Raw genomic sequence first — 17,836 nt, 5'->3', positions numbered from 1 at the left:
ATTATGCTTACTGAGGCTTCCGTGAATCTTTTACAATCTTATCAAAGTGGAATTGATTCTTATGATGAAATTCTGGATGTAAACGGTCTCGTGAAGCCGCATTGGCGGGCGCTTTTTTCTACGATGGAAAAGCTTGGCCTCGATGAGCTGAAAATCAGGAACCAGGAAATTATAAGTAAGCTTCGTGAAAACGGGGTTACCTACAATGTTTATGAAAGTCCGGATGGGATGAACCGTCCCTGGCAGCTGGATCCGATTCCGTTTCTTATTGAGCAAAAAGAATGGAACGGGATTGCAAAAGGCTTACAGCAAAGAGCTTTATTGCTTGATCTGATCCTCCGGGATATTTACGGCCCGCGTAATCTGGTAAAAGATGCTGTAATCCCTGCTGAACTTGTTTTTGATAACACTGGCTTCTGTAGGCCCTGTGTCGATATTAAACTTCCTGCGAGCCGGCAGCTCATGTTGTATGCCGCAGATATGGCCAGGGGCCCGGACGGGCAGATGTGGATTTTGGACAGACGTACACAAGCACCTTCGGGTTCGGGTTATTGTCTTGAAAACCGTATTGTAATGAGTAAGCTCATTCCGGAACTTGCTGATGGGATGTATGTCAGTAAACTTTCTCCTTTTTTCAACAGTCTTCAAAACACCGTTTTAAGGTTATCAGATAAAAGTAAGGATGCACCCAACATTGTTTACCTGACACCCGGGCCTAATAACGAAGCCTATTTTGAGCATGCTTATCTTGCTTCTTATCTGGGTTATACTTTGGCACAGGGGGATGACCTGATGGTTCGAAACGGATTTGTCTGGTTGAAATCGATTGATGGTTTACAAAAGGTAGACGTCATTATTCGGAGAATCGACGACGACTGGTGCGATCCGCTTGAACTTCGGGAAGACTCGCGGCTTGGTGTGCCGGGTTTGCTCCAGGCGATTCGTATGGGGAATGTACAGGTGTTGAATCCTCCCGGCAGCAGCGTTCTGGAAAACCATGCTTTTTTGGCTTTCATGGAAAATATCTGTCAGTATTTTCTTGGTGAAAAGCTCATCATGCCTTCTGTTGCAACCTGGTGGTGCGGACATAAAAAGGAGTTGAATTATGTAGTAAATCATATCGATGAACTGATCATAAAAAAGGCAAACCGAAAATCCCGTTTCAGGTCTATTTATGGAAGGCTGCTTACAAAAAGTAAGAAGGCTGAACTGATCGCCATGATCAGCGCTCATCCGCATGAATATATTGCACAACAGGAAGTCAGCCTTTCTACGACTCCGTCACTTATTGACGGAAACATTGTGCCCCGATACGCAGCGCTGCGGGCTTTTCTGGTGGCTGATGAAAATGGCTATCACGTGATGCAGGGCGGACTTACGCGAAGTTCTCCTGTTAAAGACCGGTTTGTTATTTCAAATCAGTATGGTGGATTGTCGAAAGACACCTGGATCGTTTCCGATAAAACGGATGTGGCGCAGGAGAAAATCGTATTGAATGCACCTGCTTCTGTAAACCGGCATATTTCCCTCCCTAGCCGCAGTGCGGAGAATCTTTTCTGGGTAGGGCGTTATTGTGAGCGTACCATGGCTGTGATCAAATTTATGAATATCACAATCAACGTACTGAATCTGGATAGAAACTTTGGTGGTTCAGCGAAACAGGAACACATCAAATTCCTGCTTCAATCGCTGACACATTTGTCTTCAACCTATCCCGGTTTTATCGATGAGGACGATTTGCTTCTGGATCCGTATCCCGAAATTATAGATCTGGTGTCAAACCACAACAGGCCCGGAACAATTGCTGCAAATATTGGCGCGTTCCTGAATTCTGTCAGTGCGGTACGGAACCAGTGGGATCTGGAAATCTGGCGTATTGTCGATCATATTGATAAAGGTTATCATGAGATCAAAAATGCGTCGTCGATGAACAGCAACAATATTCAAAAAACGCTGGACGGACTTTACAACAACATGTTTATGTTTCTCGGTGTAATATCCGAAAGCATGCCAAGGGATAATAGTTTTCTTCTGCTGGAAACAGGCAAACTAATTGAGCGCATTTTATCCAGAGTTAGTGTAATACAATCAAATTTTGGTGTAAAAAATGCTGAAAGTGTTGAAAATGAATTGATCGAAGCAACCTTGATCAACCACCATTTACTGGTTAATTATCGTCAGATCTATAAATCTCAATTAAGTGTGGAAGCGATGCTTGATATGGTATTGCTGGAAAAAAGATTGCCGTTCTCGATTGTGTATATGCTCGATGAACTCAAAAAGAATCTGGGAAAATTGCCCTCCACAACACGCGGGGAAAGGTTAAATGACGCTCAAAAATCTGTTTTAGAAGCATCGACTCTGGTTAAACTGGCGAGTATTTCCGCATTAAGCAAATGTGATAAAAATTTGGAACGGATAGATCTTTTTCATCTTTTGTCAGAAATTTCCAGATTGATTTCGTCAGTATCGTTTAGTCTGACCAACATGTATTTCAGCCATACCATGATGCAGCACTCCTTTTTTAATCCTGTTGACAACGATAAGGATGAAATATAAACTGACCCACAAAACGGAGTATAAATATGCAGAGCCGGTAAATAACTACCATAGCCTTGTTTGTCTTACGCCCAGGACTTTGCCTAAACAGCTTTGCCAGGATTTTACGATTACCGTTTCGCCTGAGCCGTCACAAATTGTGGAAAGAGTTGATTTTTACGGAAATACAACGCATTATTTTTCCCTGCATTCTCCGCATAAAACGCTCACGGTACTGACAACCAGCGTTGTGGAGTGCCTTACTGAGACAACAGGAGATCCTTTAACAAAATCTTACATAACCTGCGAGGAGGCGAGATTTCGTTTTAAAGAGGAGCGTGCACTGAAAATATCGTTGCTGGAATATATCCTTCCCAGTCCGCTTGTTAAATGGGATCAGGAAATTTGTGATTTTGCCAAAGACTGTTTTAAGGATGATCGTCCGCTTTACAGCTGTGTGCAGGCCTTATGTACCAAAATTTTTACGGAATTTGATTTTGTTCCTGACTTTTCGACGATCAATACGCCGATTAAAGAAGTTCTGGCTGCAAAAAAGGGAGTTTGTCAGGATTTTTCACATTTGGCTATCGCCTGCATCCGCGGATTCGGGTTTGCGGCTCGTTATGTAAGCGGTTATCTGGAAACGCTGCCTCCTCCCGGTAAGCAAAAAATGCAGGGATCCGATGCTTCTCATGCCTGGATATCCGTTTTTATACCGGATTATGGCTGGTGCGATTTCGATCCGACCAATAATGTTGTTCCCGGAGAACGGCATATTATCACAGCCTGGGGGCGGGATTACAGCGACGTGCCTCCTTTGAAAGGAATTATATTCAGTTACGGAAAACATGCACTTAAAGTGGAGGTTGATGTAATTCCGCTGTTATAATTGGTAAAAGCCTTAAATCTCCTCAAGATTTAACAGAATGGTTGTTTGAAAGAATTTGAGAATTGACCTTGATTCTCTAATTTTACTGATCTTTTTGAAACCAGTATACAGAACCTTAGTTTGATGTGGCCGTTCAAAATAGTTTATCCTAGAAATGGTGACATATTGAAAGGTTTCGTCTTAGAATTAAATAATCATAAAATTACGGATGAAAGAATTAGCATTTAGAGATGCCATTCGCGACGCCATGTCGGAAGAGATGCGCCTGGACAAAAGTATTTTCCTGATGGGCGAGGAAGTTGCAGAATACAATGGCGCCTATAAAGCCAGTCAGGGGATGCTGGACGAATTCGGACCGGACCGCGTGATTGACACGCCGATTGCAGAGCTTGGATTTGCAGGTATTGCAGTAGGTGCAGCAGGAAACGGCCTTCGCCCGATTGTTGAATTCATGACTTTCAACTTTTCCCTTGTTGCGATTGACCAGATCATCAACAGTGCGGCTAAGATACTTTCGATGTCGGGTGGCCAGTATGGCTGTCCAATCGTTTTCCGTGGGCCAACAGGTAATGCGGGTCAGCTTGGTGCACAGCATTCACAGAACTTTGAAAACTGGTTTGCCAACACACCTGGTTTGAAAGTGGTAGTTCCTTCGAATCCATACGACGCAAAAGGACTTTTGAAATCTTCTATCCGTGATAATAACCCGGTTATTTTCATGGAATCGGAAGTGATGTACGGAGATAAAATGCAGGTTCCTGAAGAAGAATACCTGATTCCTCTTGGCAAAGCAGATGTAAAACGTGCCGGAAAAGATGTTACCATTGTTTCTTTTGGTAAAATGATCCCCCGCGTTGTCATGCCAGCCGTTTTGCAGCTTGAGAAAGAAGGTATCGACGTGGAAGTAGTTGATTTAAGAACTGTTCGTCCTATCGATTATCCCGCTGTTATCGCATCTGTTAAGAAAACAAACCGTTGTGTGGTTGTTGAAGAAGCATGGCCTCTGGCATCTATTTCAACAGAAATTACTTACCACATTCAGCGTCACGCATTCGATTTCATGGACGCACCCGTGATACGCGTAACCAACCGCGATGTGCCGCTTCCTTATGCTCCAACACTGATTGAAGAAATTCTTCCAAGTGTGAAAAGAGTAGTGGAAGCTGTAAAATCGGTGATGTATAAATAGTTTTGCTGAGAAATCCGGACAAAGCCATTTCCTTCAAGGTCATGGCTTTGTTTTTTTAGGCAATTTCCAAGCTGTTAACAGTTTAGAGTGGTACGAATTTTGCTTTTGATTTAAGTTATAGTTCCGAAATAGAGAGAATACCACTACTTTTGTGTTTTGAAAACGCTCCTTAATTACAGATTCATTCAAATCAATTAGGATTATGCAAGAAGAGAAAACCAGATATTCATCAGAAGAATTAAAGGAATTTGAAGAACTCATTCGCGGCAAACTGGAAGCGACGATGAATGAGTTGAATTATATTAAAGGAGGCCTTAGTAAAAAGAACGATAGTGGTACCGACAACACAGCCAGTACTGCCAAATCCATAGAAGATGGAGCAGACGCAAGTGAACGCGAAAACCTCAGCCAGCTTGCAGCACGTCTGCAGAAATACTCGATCCAGCTGGAAAATGCTCTGGTACGCATCAAAAACGGAACCTACGGAGTTTGCATCGATACAGGTAAACTTATCCCAAAGGAACGTCTTCGCATTGTACCTCACACACAGCAGACGATTGAAGCGAAGCTGAAGAGAGCTAGTTAAGAGAATATAGAGTAAAAGGCAGGTATATGATAATATATCTGCTTTTTTTATGCCCGACTGAGCAGTAAACAGGAATTAACCACTTTCCTCCGCACTTCCCAAAACCTCCCTGAAAACCTCCATCAATCCTTCCGAAGGTTCCTGGCCTTTATTTTTACTTTTGAAATATTCTCCAAACAACTTTTCCATACTCAGTGTCAGATCGATTTCAGCGGTTTGCTCTGTCTCATTAATCCGCCTGATCTGTGGAATGATCTGAATGATGCCGGAATGCGCTTCTGTAAGCCGTTTTTTGTCTGTAGCTTCCAGATAATTGTCGGAAACAATGGTTAGTTCTATTAAGTCATCCGCATGTTCATGAAGCCATGAAATAGCTTCGTCAATGCTTTCAAATTTTTTACGTCTTAACTTTTTTCCCTGCTTCAGTTCTATTGGTGTGTAGCTTACCAGTCTGCCCGGTTCTGCTTCGAGCAATACAACCTGTTTGGTCTGGTTCGCCTCAGAAAAACTGTATGCAAGCGGACTGCTGGAATAAACCACAGGTGGATTTTTGTCAACACTGTGGTAGCGGTGCAAGTGCCCAAGTGCCACATAATGAACCTGCTTTGGAAAGTTTTCAGTGTAAATAGCCTGGGCACCACCGATGTGAAGTATTGGCCGCTCCTCGTCAGGTTCTTCTTCCGGTGACGGGTCGCCCTTTTTCATGACATAAAGATGCGTCACGAGCAAATTGAATCCCCGGTCATCCAGATACAAATCAGCTAAATCCTGCCAGTGTTTTTGCAAATGTTCCCGCAAAGCATTTTCTGAATCCTCGGCACCTAAAAAAGTTTTAAGACGCTGTTCATTGGCATACGGTGTGTGGATAATCCGAAGCGGAAAATCACAACTGGGAAGGCTAAGTTCTATAAAACCTTTGTCCGAATGCAGAATTTCAACTTTCCCCTGCGTACAGAATTTCCGTATCTCTGTGTTTGGAAAACCTACGAAAATAATCCCGCAGACTCTTGCCAATGCGTCCGGAACCTGAATCCGCTCCGGGGAATCATGATTGCCGGCGATTGCGACGACAGCTCTGCTTCCATTGGCAGATAACCGGTGTAAGGTGCTGTAAAGTAATTCGGTGGCCTCAGACGAAGGATTGAAATTATCGAAAAGATCTCCCGCAACAATCACTGCATCGACATTTTCGCGTTCGGCAATTTCACAGATCTCAGCCAGTACAAGCCGCTGTTCTTCCATCCGGGAATACTGGTCGAGCTTTTTTCCGATATGCCAGTCGGCGGTATGAAGGATTTTCATTAGCTGTGATTAATTTAGCGAAAATAACATTTGATATTTTAAGAATTGAAACTTTCAGCCAATAGATATATTCACAAAAGAAAAAGTGCGGGCACTTTGAAACAATATGAATTCCAATTTCTTTACCTGATTATAGGAGTCGGACTGTTTGTTACGGGCTGCAGCAAAGGTTCTCAGGATACTTCAAAGAGCGGAATTGCCATTTCTTTCGATGATCATTTTATCAACGAATGGTATGCACTACGGCCGCTGTTTCAGAAATACAATGCAAAAGTTACATTTTTTATCACCTGCGGAGACAGCCTGAAAATTGATGAGATAGAAAAGTTAAAGCAGCTGCAAAAGGATGGTCATGAGATTGGTTTTCATGGGACGGTTCATTCAAAATCAACAGAGCTGATTAAGGCTGGCGCCGCTGAATACATCAAAACAGAGTTGACCCCTGGTTTGAAATACATGGCAGATGCTGGTTTCTTTCCATCTTCTTATGCACATCCCGGCGGAAATCACAATGAACGGGTGGATTCGGTGCTGTTGGCAAAAGGGTTTAAGATTTTAAGGGATGTGGCAATTTCACGAAGGGTTTTGTATGGTATACCCTTATACACCACGCTGCCCAGGATTATGAGCTGGATATATTACCCGTTCGACCAGACAAGAACAGTGGATGCCTTGCTGATTGACCAGGATTCGGAAATAACGGATGACGAAATTAAAGATGCTATCGTGAAAGCTAAAAAGACGAACACAGCACTTATGTTGTTCGGTCATAAACCACTCTATGCAAAGCCTGTGAATGGTGAATATGGTTTTAATGTGTCGTTTTTGGAAACGATATTAAAAGAAGCGGAACAGCAGAACCTGAAATTTTACACCATGACCGAGCTTGTTGAAGTTCGTTGAAATGCCTGAATTTGTAATCATGGCGACTTAAGACATATTTTAAACCCTGAATTATTTACCGGCCAAAGTGTTTGTCTTTGAATGCTAACAAAGGCTTTTCGAAATAAGAAAATGATAGTGATGCCAGTAAAACGGAAACAGCTAAGGAAGATAAATAAAGCAGTATCTGATAAGTGCTTCCGGTTAATTCGGGAAAGTATGTTTTAAGACAATTAATTAAAAATACGATAATGAACACATGGTAAAGATAAAGTCCGTAAGAAATTTTGCCAAGATGGTTCATTACAGGATTTTCCAGGCTTATTAATGAATTTGGATTACTGGATACATTCAACACGAATATGCCAAAGAAAACAGCATAAACTTCAAGAAATCCGGTAAAGTGAAAGCCCGAAAGAAATAAAACAGTCAGCAGAAAATAGGTGATAATCTGAACATCTTTACGAAAAATAACATTCAGGATTTTCACCTTATCATGGTAAACCAACCACGCACAAAAGCCACCCAACGCCATAGTTTGTATCCTGAACTGGCCCAAAAAAGTGGTAACGGCCGTTTCTGTCATTTCTTTCGTTTCATCTAAAAAGTACAGCCCGAGGAATAAAAACAGTGCCGTAATGCCAAGAAACAGCAGTGTTATGGCAATTCTTCTTTTCGGATATTTTATGAGCCAGGGCCATAGGTAGTAAAATTGTTCTTCCACACCAATGGACCAGGTTTGTGCGCACCAGTAGGGTAAATCATATAACACAAAAGCAAAATTCGGGAATACCAAAATCAACAGAGCGAGTCGTTCAACGACATGGTTTTCCAGTTTTGCGTTTGTTCCGGGAAAATAAAATAAATCGATATGTGGAAAAACAAGAAAGGACAAGCCGATGACCAGAAAATAGATTGGCCAAATCCGAAAGACCCTTCGCAGATAAAATTTCTTAGCATCCACATCTCCGAAGCGCCCTCTTTCTTCCAGTAGCAAGTAAGTAATTAAAAAGCCACTTAAAACAAAAAACAAACCTACGCCAAGCCTTCCGGCATGCTGAATGATATTGAATTCATAAATATTGGGTATGCCAAAAGAATGTTTGGCTTGTTCCAGATGGTGAAAAATAACCAGTAATGCAGCTATACAACGGCTGCCGTTCAGGTTGGGGAAGTAACGCTTTTGTCTCACTTATTTCTTTCAGATTTCTCCCCTTATTTTGCTTCTTCAAACCAGGCCATCCATTTGCCCTGTACCTTCATAACCTGTTCGATAAGGTCACGAACTGCGCCGTAACCCCCTTTTTTAGGAGAAATATAATCAGCCAGTGCCAAAATCTCGTCTGCGGAATCGGCAGGGCAGGCACCCATTACATTCGTGCGCATTACCTCGTAATCCGGCAAATCGTCACCCATGAAAACGATTTCATCTTCTGTCAGATTTGTTTCGGCTAAATATTTTTTGAAAATCGGTAATTTTCCATCCGGCGATGTTCCGATAAAAATGTCCTTTACACCCAAATATTCAAGACGCTTGCGAACCCCAATCTGATTTTGAGCAGATAAAATAGCAACGCGGTAACCCATTTTTATCGCACGGTTGATTCCATAACCATCTCGTACGTTAAAAATCCGGGGCTGTTCACCGCTTTCCAGTGCAATTACACTGCCGTCGGTCATAACCCCGTCTATATCAAAAATGAAGGTTGTAATAAGCTTGAAGCGTTCATTCAGTGAAGAATCCATTTATTTTTTGTTACGAATTTTGCAAATATAAACTAACTTTTATCGCTATGAGTTTTCCTTAGTTTATTTTGAAGTATGACGTGCTCTGATCTGTTCGGTCATGGTGCGGTACAGATCCATCCACTCAGGATTAATTTCCTGTAGATATTCCATGTGTCGGCTGGTCGTTTCTATATCACCTCGTTTTGCAGGACCGGTCTGGCCGGATGCAGGGTCGTTGGATGAAAATGCCTTATCAATGGTGTTCCGGATCAAAGGCTGTAATAAATCAAAATCCAGCTGTTCGCGTGAAAGAAGATCGTGAGCAACGGTCAGCAAATAGTTGGTAAAATTATTGGCGAAAACGGCGGCGACATGTAAAGTAAAACGTTCGTCAGAATCCATACGCGTGACATGATCACTAATACTTTCAGCTAGACTGATCAGTTTGTTTTCAATCAGTTCATTTTTGGATTCAACACAGATTGGCAGTTCCTTATAATCCATTTCAACGCCTTTTGTAAAAGATTGAAGCGGATAAAATATGCCGGTATGAACAAAGACATCACTGTAAATTTCAATCAGCTTTTGAAATTCTGCCAGTGATTTTGCACCGGAAGTATGCACGACGATTACATTTTCAGGAAAAACGATGCGTTCTATTATCTCATCAAGTGCATCGTCGGAAACGGCAATGATAATCACCTCCGCTTCACTGTCTGCGAAATTCAGGTCAGGCTGAATGTTTGTATCATACAGTTCAGTCGCAAGCTGGCGCGCGTGCTGCGTGTCGCGGCTGTACACTTCACAAATCCAATGACCTGCTTCTTCCAATGCCTGCGCAAGATGCCAGGCCACATTTCCTGTTCCGACAAAAGAAATTTTCATATAGTTTGCGCTATGTGTGAGAACATAATTCCCCTTAGTTTACCAAAGGCGCTGTTTGTTCAGCAGAAGTGATACCTGAGGGCAATTCCAGTATCCGCATGTTACGGAAATGAATCTCCGCTCCTTCGGCTTCCAGGCAGATATATCCTTTTTTTCGTTCCGAAGCTCTCAACCCATTTACAAATTTACCATTCACAGACAATTTTACGGTTCCGTCCACACAAACGACCACATATTTATTCCATTCTCCCTTTCCCTTGCATCTCTTTTCCAAAGATTTACTGCGCGGTCCTCTGGGATTATCAGGAATTGCTTTCATGCCCATTGTTGGAAATAACTCGCCGTGAACATAGTCGTCGGTGACATTGTGCTGGGTGGCATATTGAAGTTCAAGCATTTGAACTTCAATTGCTTTTGTAAGCGGATCGGTTTCCTGCGGCGTTCCTTCACTCCAGATAAAAATACCTGAATTTCCGCCTGCTTCCATGTGTTTCCATTCCACTTCCAAAACGAAATTCTCGTACTGCCGGTCAGACCGCATAACGCCAATTGGTTTTCCGGTAGAAATTAGCACACCCTTTTTTACTTTCCAGGTTTCTTTCGAAGTGTTAACATCAACCCAACCGTCGAGATTTTTCCCATTAAAGAGTGGCCTGAAAGACAGCATATCAAAGTCCTGAGCGGTGACAACGCAACAAACGTGGAACATGAAGAACAAAATGCAGGATTTTTTACAGAACATGTTCATTTAATAGGTGAAATGTAATTTTCGGAATAATTATTGTGAACAAAAAAAGTATCGTATGAATTTTAGGAATATTCTGACTGTCAGCTGCTTTGGATGACGCAATATTTGTGGAAAATATCGTTTGGCCTGTAAGTTATCATTTTGTTCCACACTCACACTTAATAAAATAATGAAAAGTTCAATTCTACTTCTGTTACTTGTCCTCTCTTGTTTTCACGTTGCTTTTGGTCAAAATTATTATCTCGGAGATGCCGGAATTGATGTCGGTGCGGGTTTTAAAAGCAATTCATGGTCTCCTTCTGTATTTTATCATGAAGAAATGGGTTTACCTAAATTACCATGGTTAAAAATGGGGCTGGGATTTAGGGCCTGGGGATATTACGGCGGCAAAACAGATCTTTATTCTCAGGGAGAAAAAACGCCGGGTCATGTCCTTCAGTTTCGGAATGTTTCAGCAAACGGGCTTAGTTTCGTGGCAAGTATTAAAATTAAAGTATGGAAACTGGAAGCCGGGGCTAATACAGATCTTACAGGTATTGCTTTTGGATCAAACAGAACTGCTTTTTATCCGGGAAACACAATATCACCAGGAGCCGGTGAAGCGTACTATAATCAGTTTTTGCCTTCTCAACCAGTTATTTTTAATCTGATCCCCTTGGCACTCGACAACTACAATGGTCAGTCGGAGGCATTTATACGCATTTGGGCAACAAAAAAGCTTGGTTTAAAACTCGGCTATGTTTTCGGGCAGCTTGCTTATGTTACCAGAAGAAAAGATGGAGGAAAGGTATTATTGGATAACAGGCAGCGCCGCTTCTCCGATCATTATCAAATGCCTTATGTAGCTCTTTGCTTCCCTTTGCTGCGATAGTTCACTATTTTCTAAAATGAAAACGGGGCCTTCTTTTATACTTCAACCGCTGTTGTTTGGGGTATGGTAAAATTTCCAAATCTCTTCAAATGTGTAAAATTATCAAACATACTTGTAATTCAATTTGTTAAACTCTATATTTGCACTCCCATTTTGCGATGGGACTGTCTTAATACAGTGTAATTTATTGAAAATCAATTAAATCTTTTTGTTAATCGTGGATACGTTAAGCTACAAAACCATCTCGGCGAACAAAAACACAGTAAACAAGGAATGGGTTGTTGTGGATGCTAAAGATGCAATTCTTGGTCGTTTGGCCAGTGAGGTTGCTAAAATGATCAGAGGCAAACACAAAACAAGCTACACTCCTCATGTGGACTGTGGTGATAATGTTATCATTATCAACGCCGATAAAATTAAGTTGACTGGTAAGAAATTGACCGACAAAGTTTATGTTCGTCACACAGGTTACCCTGGAGGTCAGCGTTTTCAAACTCCCCGTGAGTTGCTCGAAAAACACCCTGAGCGTGTAATTGAGAAAGCCGTAAGAGGTATGCTTCCAAAAAATCGTTTGGGACGTCGTTTATTTACAAACCTGTTTGTTTACGCTGCCGCAGAACATCCGCACAGCGCTCAGCAACCAAAAGAAATCCAGTTGTAATTCATGGAAGTTATCAACACAATAGGTAGGAGAAAAACAGCTGTGGCTCGTATTTACATGACGCCAGGCAAAGGAGATATCAAGGTGAACGGCCGTGATTACAAAGAGTACTTTCCATTTGAAGTACATCAGATCGTTCTTCAGCAGCCTTTCGCAACCATAAGCGGTGGCAATGGTTATGATATTAAAGTAAACGTAAGAGGCGGCGGTGTTACAGGACAGGCAGAAGCGATTCGTATGGCTGTTTCACGCGCTTTGGTTGAGTACAACGGAGAATTCCGCGGAGCACTTAAAAAAGAAGGATTTCTTACCCGTGACCCTCGTATGGTTGAACGTAAGAAATACGGACGTGCTAAGGCCCGTAGAAAATTCCAGTTCTCGAAACGTTAATCAAAGCGGTTCGCCGCGCGGTTTTGAGTCAACAGTTTTTAGTTCGCAGTTGTTGTACTGTAAACTTTTTACTGAAAACACAGGGCTTGGAAAGTCCAGACAGTACTTATCGTGCCCGATGTGCTGTGCTGCGTAACAAAAATTATTAAAATCTTATAAATCAAATTTGGCAATGGCACAAATAGAGTATAAAGAACTATTGGATGCAGGTGTTCATTTTGGTCACCTTACCCGCAAGTGGGATCCACGTATGGCTCCATACATCTTCATGGAGAAGAACGGGATCCACATCATTGACCTGAACAAAACATTGAGCTGCGTTGAAACAGCTGAGGCTGCTTTGAAGCAAATCGTTCGTTCGGGACGTAAGATCATGTTTGTTGCTACCAAAAAACAAGCGCAGGAAATCGTAACGGAAGAGGCAAAACGCCTTAAAATGCCTTACGTAACTGATCGCTGGTTGGGTGGTATGCTTACAAACTTCGGCACAATTCGCAAGTCTTTGAAAAAAATGCAGACTCTTGAGAAGATGCTTAAAGACGAAACCACGGTTAGCAATATAGCGAAAAGAGAACGCCTGATGCTTACACGTGAAAAGGATAAATTGGAAAGAGTGTTGGGTGGTGTAGCTGACCTGACGCGCCTTCCTGCTGCCCTTTTCATCGTTGATGTAAAACGCGAGCACATTGCGGTTGCAGAAGCAAAAAGATTGAACATTCCAATTTTTGCGATCTGCGATACAAACTCAAACCCTGAACTGGTTGATTTCCCTATTCCAAGCAATGACGATGCTTACAAAGCAATTTCATTGATCACTTTGGCAATTGGAAAAGCAATTGAAGAAGGTTTGATGGAACGCAAACAAGATAAAGACGATCAGCGTATGGTTGAGGAGGAGGAAGCAAAACGCCAGGTAGATAAAGGCAACGAAGCAGCTGTTGCTGCTGCGGCCGCTCCTGCTGTTGAAGTTGCTGCTGAAAGTGACGAAGAGTAAATAAGGGCGATATGGCGCGGATTGTAAGATCCTGTTATATCTGAATAGATAAAAATAGCCCATAGCCATTTGCTATGGGCTATCATTTTTTAAAAGAACAAATTCATATTTAATCGAATCATGGCAATTACCGCACAAGATGTAAATAAACTCCGCCAAATGACTGGCGCGGGCATGATGGATTGTAAAAAAGCGCTTCAGGAAGCTGACGGCGATTTTGAACAAGCTGTTGATATTCTTCGTAAACAAGGACAAAAAGTTGCTGCAAAACGTGCAGACAACGCTGTTGCTGAAGGAACCGTACTGGTTAAGATCAGTGCTGACGGAACAAATGGTAAATTGATCGCTCTGGCTTGCGAAACTGAACCGGTTTCCAATGTAGAAGATTTCAAATTACTTGCACAAAGCATTCTTGACAAAGCTGTTGAAGCTGATGTTCAGGATAAAGAAACATTGCTGTCTACCACATTGGCAGATGGTCGCCCGGTAAGCGAGCACATCGTTGACCTGGTTGGTAAATTGGGAGAAAAACTTGAAATCACTGCTTACGAAAATGTAACGGCTGATCAGGTTGTTCCTTACATTCACTCCAATGGTAAATTAGGTGTATTGGTTGCATTTGCCGGTGTTAACGGAACAGATGTGACTGAACTTGGTAAAGACGTAGCGATGCAGATTGCTGCGATGAAGCCGGTAGCGCTTGACAAAGACGGTGTAGACTCAGCAACGGTTGAGCGTGAAATCGAAGTAGGTAAAGAACAGGCAAGAGCTGAAGGTAAGCCAGAAGCAATGCTTGAGAAAATTGCTCAAGGCAAATTGCAGAAATTCTACAAAGACAATACTTTGTTAAATCAGGAATTTGTAAAGGATTCTTCATTGACTATACGTCAATTGCTTGAAAAGACAGCAAAAGGTCTTAGCGTGACTTCTTTCAAGCGCGTTGCGATCGGAGCTTAGAAAACATTCGACAATAAATTTGCTGACAACGCCTGGTATCTACTTGTATACCAGGCGTTGTTTTTTAATATTTACAAAATATTGCACCCTCGAAAATTTTTTATGCTCCACCTTGTTACTTTTTGATAATATGGTAGTCAAAACGTCTATGAATGATTATGCACGGCATAATTTAACTGATGAAGAGTTAGTTAAGCTTTTTGTAGAAACACAGGAAAACAGATATTTTGAAAAGCTTTACGAACGCTATTCAGAAAAAGTTTACCACAAGTGCTTGTCCTTCGTGAAGGATACAGCAAAGGCAGAGGACCTCACACACGATATTTTCTTAAAGCTAATTTTTAAACTCGGTACCTTCAAAGAGGATGCCAAGTTTTCAACATGGTTGTATTCCATTACCTACAATCATTGTATGGATCAGCTTCGCTCTAATAAAAAACGCGGAGAAGTTTTGCAGGAAGAGCCCATTGAAGTTCCGGATGATATCGATCTCAACAATATATTTGACGGAGATGATATTCAGGCAAAGAATCTGAAAACTGCCCTGGACCAGCTAACTGTTGATGAGAAAGGTGTTCTGTTTATGAAATATATGGACGACCTCAGTATCAGGGATATTGCTGATATTTTTAACGTGACGGAAAGCGCAATAAAAATGCGTTTATTGAGATCAAGAGAAAAACTTCGTAAAAAGTATCTTGAAACCATTATTTTCCTGGGAATTCTGGCTGTTAAGATGATTGAGTTGATTCGAAATCTTATTTGAAAAATATATATGCCGACAGGAAACTCCGTATTTAAAGAACTGGAACCGGATGATCAGGTACCTGAATATTTAAAGCATGCATTGGTGGCTGAAGTTGATACCATTCGTAATACGATGCATGTTGTTACCCATTTTACAGAACATTTTTTGACCGCCCTAACGATTGGGCTTGCCTTTACCGAAGACGAAGAATCAATTTGATGTACACCTCTATATTTATTTAACGAAAATGAATAACCTCCCCAATCTTTCGGAAATTTTAAGAAATACTTTTAACACACTCATCAGTCAGTTTGTTGATTTTGTCCCGCGTGTAATTGGTTGTTTTGTAATATTGGCAATTGGATATCTTGTTGCCAGGGGAGTTCGTATCGTAATCAGCCAGATCCTTAGTAAAGTCGGTTTTGACCGGATCGGAGATAAGCTCAATGAAATCGGCATTATCAAACAGCTAAAAACCGAAATATCATTAAGTGATATCGTTGCCAAGATTTTCTATTACTATATCCTGCTGATATTTTTAACTTTTGCAGCGGATACATTGGGCGTAAATACCATTACGGAAATGGTGCTGTCGCTTGTAAACTTCATACCAAAGCTTATTGCGGGTGCGGTTATGCTACAAATCGGTATCATGTTTTCTGATGCGATTAAGACGGCTGTTACTGCTTTATGTAAATCATTTAACATTGCTTCTGCCAAATTAATTGGCAATATTGCTTTTATCTTTTTCCTCATTATCACGTTTATTACGGCTTTAAAGCAGATTGGGATGGAAACGGCAATGCTGGAATCAAGCTTTCTCCTGATTATAGGAGGTGTTGTGGTGGCATTTGCCATTGGATATGGAATTGCATCCAGAGATGTTTTGTCCAATATTATTTCCTCTTTTTATAGCCGGAAAAATTATAAAGAAGGACAGGTAATTAAAATTGATGATGTCAAAGGTGTGATTACCAAAATAGACAATACATCCGTTACAATTGTAAATGATTCTACCACCACAATTATTCCCCTGCAGATGTTTCAGACACGGCAGGTAGAGATTTTTAATTGAATATTTTCACACTATAATAAGTTTAAAATGAATAAAGCTAAGTTGAGCTTCCTTTGCCTTGCAGTTTTAATAGGAATCACCCAAAGTTTTGCACAGGATTGGAAGAAACAGGTAGACCTGAAAAATTCACTGAATGAAGGACGTTTAAAGACACCCGGTGACACGGCCTGGCGGAAAATCGAATTCGGAGCCAACCTGAATCAGGGCTCATTTAGCTCAAACTGGACAGGCGGAGGAGTGAATTCAGTCGCTGTGGGATTGTTTTTTAATGCTTTATCAGAACAAAAAAAAGGCAAAAATTCCTGGCGGAATGATTTCCAGTCACAGTATGGCGTTGTACGGAATAAAGGACAGCAAAGCCGGAAGAATGTTGACCGCATTTTCTTCGATTCAAAATACAACAGAGAGCTGACGGCCAAGTGGAGTTTATTCGGTAACGTCAATTTTCTTTCACAGTTTGCCAACGGTTACGACTACTCCACAAATCCGGATTCAATCGGTTTTAAAAAGAAAGTTTCGGGACTATTTTCTCCTGCTTATGTAACAGAAGCTATCGGTATTGAATATAAGCCTGTACCGTACTTTTTCCTGGATTTTGCTCCCGCAGCACTAAGACAAACCATCGTTGCGGATAAAGATTTATATTTGACTATGCCTAAAAATTATGGTGTGGAAATCGGAAAACGTGTTCGGAATGAAGTTGGTATTATCCAGTTTGTCGCCAATTTTGATAAGGATGTAGCGAAAGATATAAATTTGAAATTCAGATATTTGCTTTATACTTCATACGCTAAAAATCAGATGACGCTTAAGAGAGAATTTAATGGCGATCACCGTCTGGATGCCATGATTACAGCTAAAATTGCAAAATACTTTAATGTTAACCTGGGAGCAATTGTCATTTATGACAAGGATCAAAGTAACGATATACAGTTTGCCCAGGGTTTGAGTGTCGGATTTCTGTATTCTTTTAAATAAATAAACTTTCTCATTTAACGTCTCTGATTATGCTTCAGGAATTTAAGGTTTTTATCGCCAAAGGCAACGTGCTTGATTTGGCAGTAGGTGTAGTTATCGGTGCTGCGTTTGGTAAAATCACTACTTCTTTGGTAGAGGATATAATTAATCCGGTACTGGGTTTGCTAATTGGCGGAGTGGATTTTACACAGTTGAAGATTGTCTTGAAAGAGGCTGTTGGTGAAACTCCTGAGGTAGCAATTAAGTATGGTAATTTCATTCAGGTGCTGATTCAGTTTATGATCATAGCATGGGTCATTTTCCTGGTTGTAAAACTGGCAAACCGTCTCCGTTTAAGCCAACCTGCAAAAGAATAGAAACAGTAAAATTACTTCTAATGAGAAAAAGGCATGGCAACGTGCCTTTTTTTATGCAG

Annotated in this window: 20 protein-coding genes; 15 read left to right on the top strand and 5 right to left on the bottom strand. The window is 41.3% G+C overall.

Going from position 1 to position 17,836, the window contains the following annotated elements; genetic code table 11:
* The first annotated feature begins 21 nt into the window (after positions 1–21).
* The 4 genes from E0F88_RS22150 to E0F88_RS22135 all read left to right on the top strand — a co-directional run bounded on the left by E0F88_RS22150 (position 22) and on the right by E0F88_RS22135 (position 5,202).
* Complete coding sequence (locus tag E0F88_RS22150) at positions 22–2,559, top strand: circularly permuted type 2 ATP-grasp protein (protein ID WP_229213872.1); 2,538 nt, start codon at positions 22–24, stop codon at positions 2,557–2,559.
* Positions 2,549–3,427 carry a transglutaminase family protein gene (locus E0F88_RS22145; protein ID WP_131960469.1) on the top strand — a complete coding sequence of 293 codons (879 nt, stop codon included), beginning with the start codon at positions 2,549–2,551 and terminating at the stop codon, positions 3,425–3,427. The genes E0F88_RS22150 and E0F88_RS22145 overlap by 11 nt, the downstream gene beginning before the upstream one ends.
* 208 nt (positions 3,428–3,635) lie before the next feature.
* Positions 3,636–4,616, top strand: a complete 981-nt coding sequence (locus tag E0F88_RS22140) for a pyruvate dehydrogenase complex E1 component subunit beta (RefSeq protein ID WP_131960468.1) — start codon at positions 3,636–3,638, stop codon at positions 4,614–4,616.
* Between the two features lie 199 nt (positions 4,617–4,815).
* Positions 4,816–5,202, top strand: a complete 387-nt coding sequence (locus tag E0F88_RS22135; RefSeq protein WP_131960467.1) for a TraR/DksA family transcriptional regulator — start codon at positions 4,816–4,818, stop codon at positions 5,200–5,202.
* A gap of 75 nt (positions 5,203–5,277) precedes the next feature.
* Here E0F88_RS22135 and E0F88_RS22130 read toward each other — a convergent pair whose 3' ends face one another.
* Positions 5,278–6,504: a metallophosphoesterase family protein gene (locus E0F88_RS22130; protein WP_131960466.1), complete on the bottom strand. Its 1,227-nt coding sequence runs from the start codon at positions 6,502–6,504 to the stop codon at positions 5,278–5,280.
* 96 nt (positions 6,505–6,600) lie between these two features.
* Here E0F88_RS22130 and E0F88_RS22125 point away from each other — a divergent pair, with 96 nt between their 5' ends.
* On the top strand, positions 6,601–7,407 hold the full coding sequence (locus E0F88_RS22125; RefSeq protein ID WP_131960465.1) for a polysaccharide deacetylase family protein: 807 nt from the start codon (positions 6,601–6,603) through the stop codon (positions 7,405–7,407).
* Between the two features lie 55 nt (positions 7,408–7,462).
* On the opposite strand, the gene E0F88_RS22120 is transcribed toward E0F88_RS22125, so the two are convergent.
* The 4 genes from E0F88_RS22120 to E0F88_RS22105 all read right to left on the bottom strand — a co-directional run bounded on the left by E0F88_RS22120 (position 7,463) and on the right by E0F88_RS22105 (position 10,708).
* On the bottom strand, positions 7,463–8,578 hold the full coding sequence (locus tag E0F88_RS22120) for an acyltransferase family protein (protein WP_131960464.1): 1,116 nt from the start codon (positions 8,576–8,578) through the stop codon (positions 7,463–7,465).
* A gap of 23 nt (positions 8,579–8,601) precedes the next feature.
* Positions 8,602–9,132: a KdsC family phosphatase gene (locus tag E0F88_RS22115; protein ID WP_131960463.1), complete on the bottom strand. Its 531-nt coding sequence runs from the start codon at positions 9,130–9,132 to the stop codon at positions 8,602–8,604.
* A 63-nt stretch (positions 9,133–9,195) separates the two neighbouring features.
* Entirely contained in the window at positions 9,196–9,999 is an 804-nt protein-coding gene (locus E0F88_RS22110; RefSeq protein ID WP_131960462.1) for a Rossmann-like and DUF2520 domain-containing protein, read from the bottom strand.
* A 34-nt stretch (positions 10,000–10,033) separates the two neighbouring features.
* The gene (locus E0F88_RS22105; RefSeq protein WP_229213871.1) at positions 10,034–10,708 is read right to left on the bottom strand and encodes a 3-keto-disaccharide hydrolase; all 675 of its coding nucleotides are present in this window, start codon (positions 10,706–10,708) and stop codon (positions 10,034–10,036) included.
* Between the two features lie 208 nt (positions 10,709–10,916).
* Between E0F88_RS22105 and E0F88_RS22100 the strand changes: the two genes are divergently transcribed.
* From E0F88_RS22100 to mscL, 10 genes are all read left to right on the top strand, one after another.
* Complete coding sequence (locus E0F88_RS22100; protein WP_131960460.1) at positions 10,917–11,618, top strand: hypothetical protein; 702 nt, start codon at positions 10,917–10,919, stop codon at positions 11,616–11,618.
* Between the two features lie 217 nt (positions 11,619–11,835).
* On the top strand, positions 11,836–12,279 hold the full coding sequence (gene rplM, locus E0F88_RS22095; protein WP_131960459.1) for a 50S ribosomal protein L13: 444 nt from the start codon (positions 11,836–11,838) through the stop codon (positions 12,277–12,279).
* Between the two features lie 3 nt (positions 12,280–12,282).
* On the top strand, positions 12,283–12,669 hold the full coding sequence (gene rpsI / locus E0F88_RS22090; protein ID WP_131960458.1) for a 30S ribosomal protein S9: 387 nt from the start codon (positions 12,283–12,285) through the stop codon (positions 12,667–12,669).
* Positions 12,670–12,841: 172 nt separating this feature from the next.
* Positions 12,842–13,663, top strand: a complete 822-nt coding sequence (gene rpsB / locus E0F88_RS22085; RefSeq protein ID WP_131960457.1) for a 30S ribosomal protein S2 — start codon at positions 12,842–12,844, stop codon at positions 13,661–13,663.
* A gap of 120 nt (positions 13,664–13,783) precedes the next feature.
* On the top strand, positions 13,784–14,620 hold the full coding sequence (gene tsf, locus E0F88_RS22080) for a translation elongation factor Ts (protein ID WP_131960456.1): 837 nt from the start codon (positions 13,784–13,786) through the stop codon (positions 14,618–14,620).
* 148 nt (positions 14,621–14,768) lie between these two features.
* Positions 14,769–15,386: an RNA polymerase sigma factor gene (locus E0F88_RS22075; RefSeq protein ID WP_131960455.1), complete on the top strand. Its 618-nt coding sequence runs from the start codon at positions 14,769–14,771 to the stop codon at positions 15,384–15,386.
* A gap of 9 nt (positions 15,387–15,395) precedes the next feature.
* Positions 15,396–15,587 carry a hypothetical protein gene (locus E0F88_RS22070; RefSeq protein WP_131960454.1) on the top strand — a complete coding sequence of 64 codons (192 nt, stop codon included), beginning with the start codon at positions 15,396–15,398 and terminating at the stop codon, positions 15,585–15,587.
* A gap of 28 nt (positions 15,588–15,615) precedes the next feature.
* The gene (locus E0F88_RS22065) at positions 15,616–16,443 is read left to right on the top strand and encodes a mechanosensitive ion channel family protein (protein WP_131960453.1); all 828 of its coding nucleotides are present in this window, start codon (positions 15,616–15,618) and stop codon (positions 16,441–16,443) included.
* A gap of 27 nt (positions 16,444–16,470) precedes the next feature.
* Positions 16,471–17,421, top strand: a complete 951-nt coding sequence (locus E0F88_RS22060) for a DUF3078 domain-containing protein (protein WP_131960452.1) — start codon at positions 16,471–16,473, stop codon at positions 17,419–17,421.
* Positions 17,422–17,450: 29 nt separating this feature from the next.
* Positions 17,451–17,777 carry a large-conductance mechanosensitive channel protein MscL gene (gene mscL / locus E0F88_RS22055; protein WP_131960451.1) on the top strand — a complete coding sequence of 109 codons (327 nt, stop codon included), beginning with the start codon at positions 17,451–17,453 and terminating at the stop codon, positions 17,775–17,777.
* The last annotated feature ends 59 nt before the right edge of the window (positions 17,778–17,836 follow it).

It is taken from the genome of Dyadobacter psychrotolerans, from assembly GCF_004349265.1.
GTDB classification, from domain to species: Bacteria; Bacteroidota; Bacteroidia; order Cytophagales; family Spirosomataceae; genus Dyadobacter; species Dyadobacter psychrotolerans.
The sequence above is the reverse complement of the archived record's forward strand: the minus strand, read 5'-3'. Positions and strand labels throughout refer to the sequence as shown.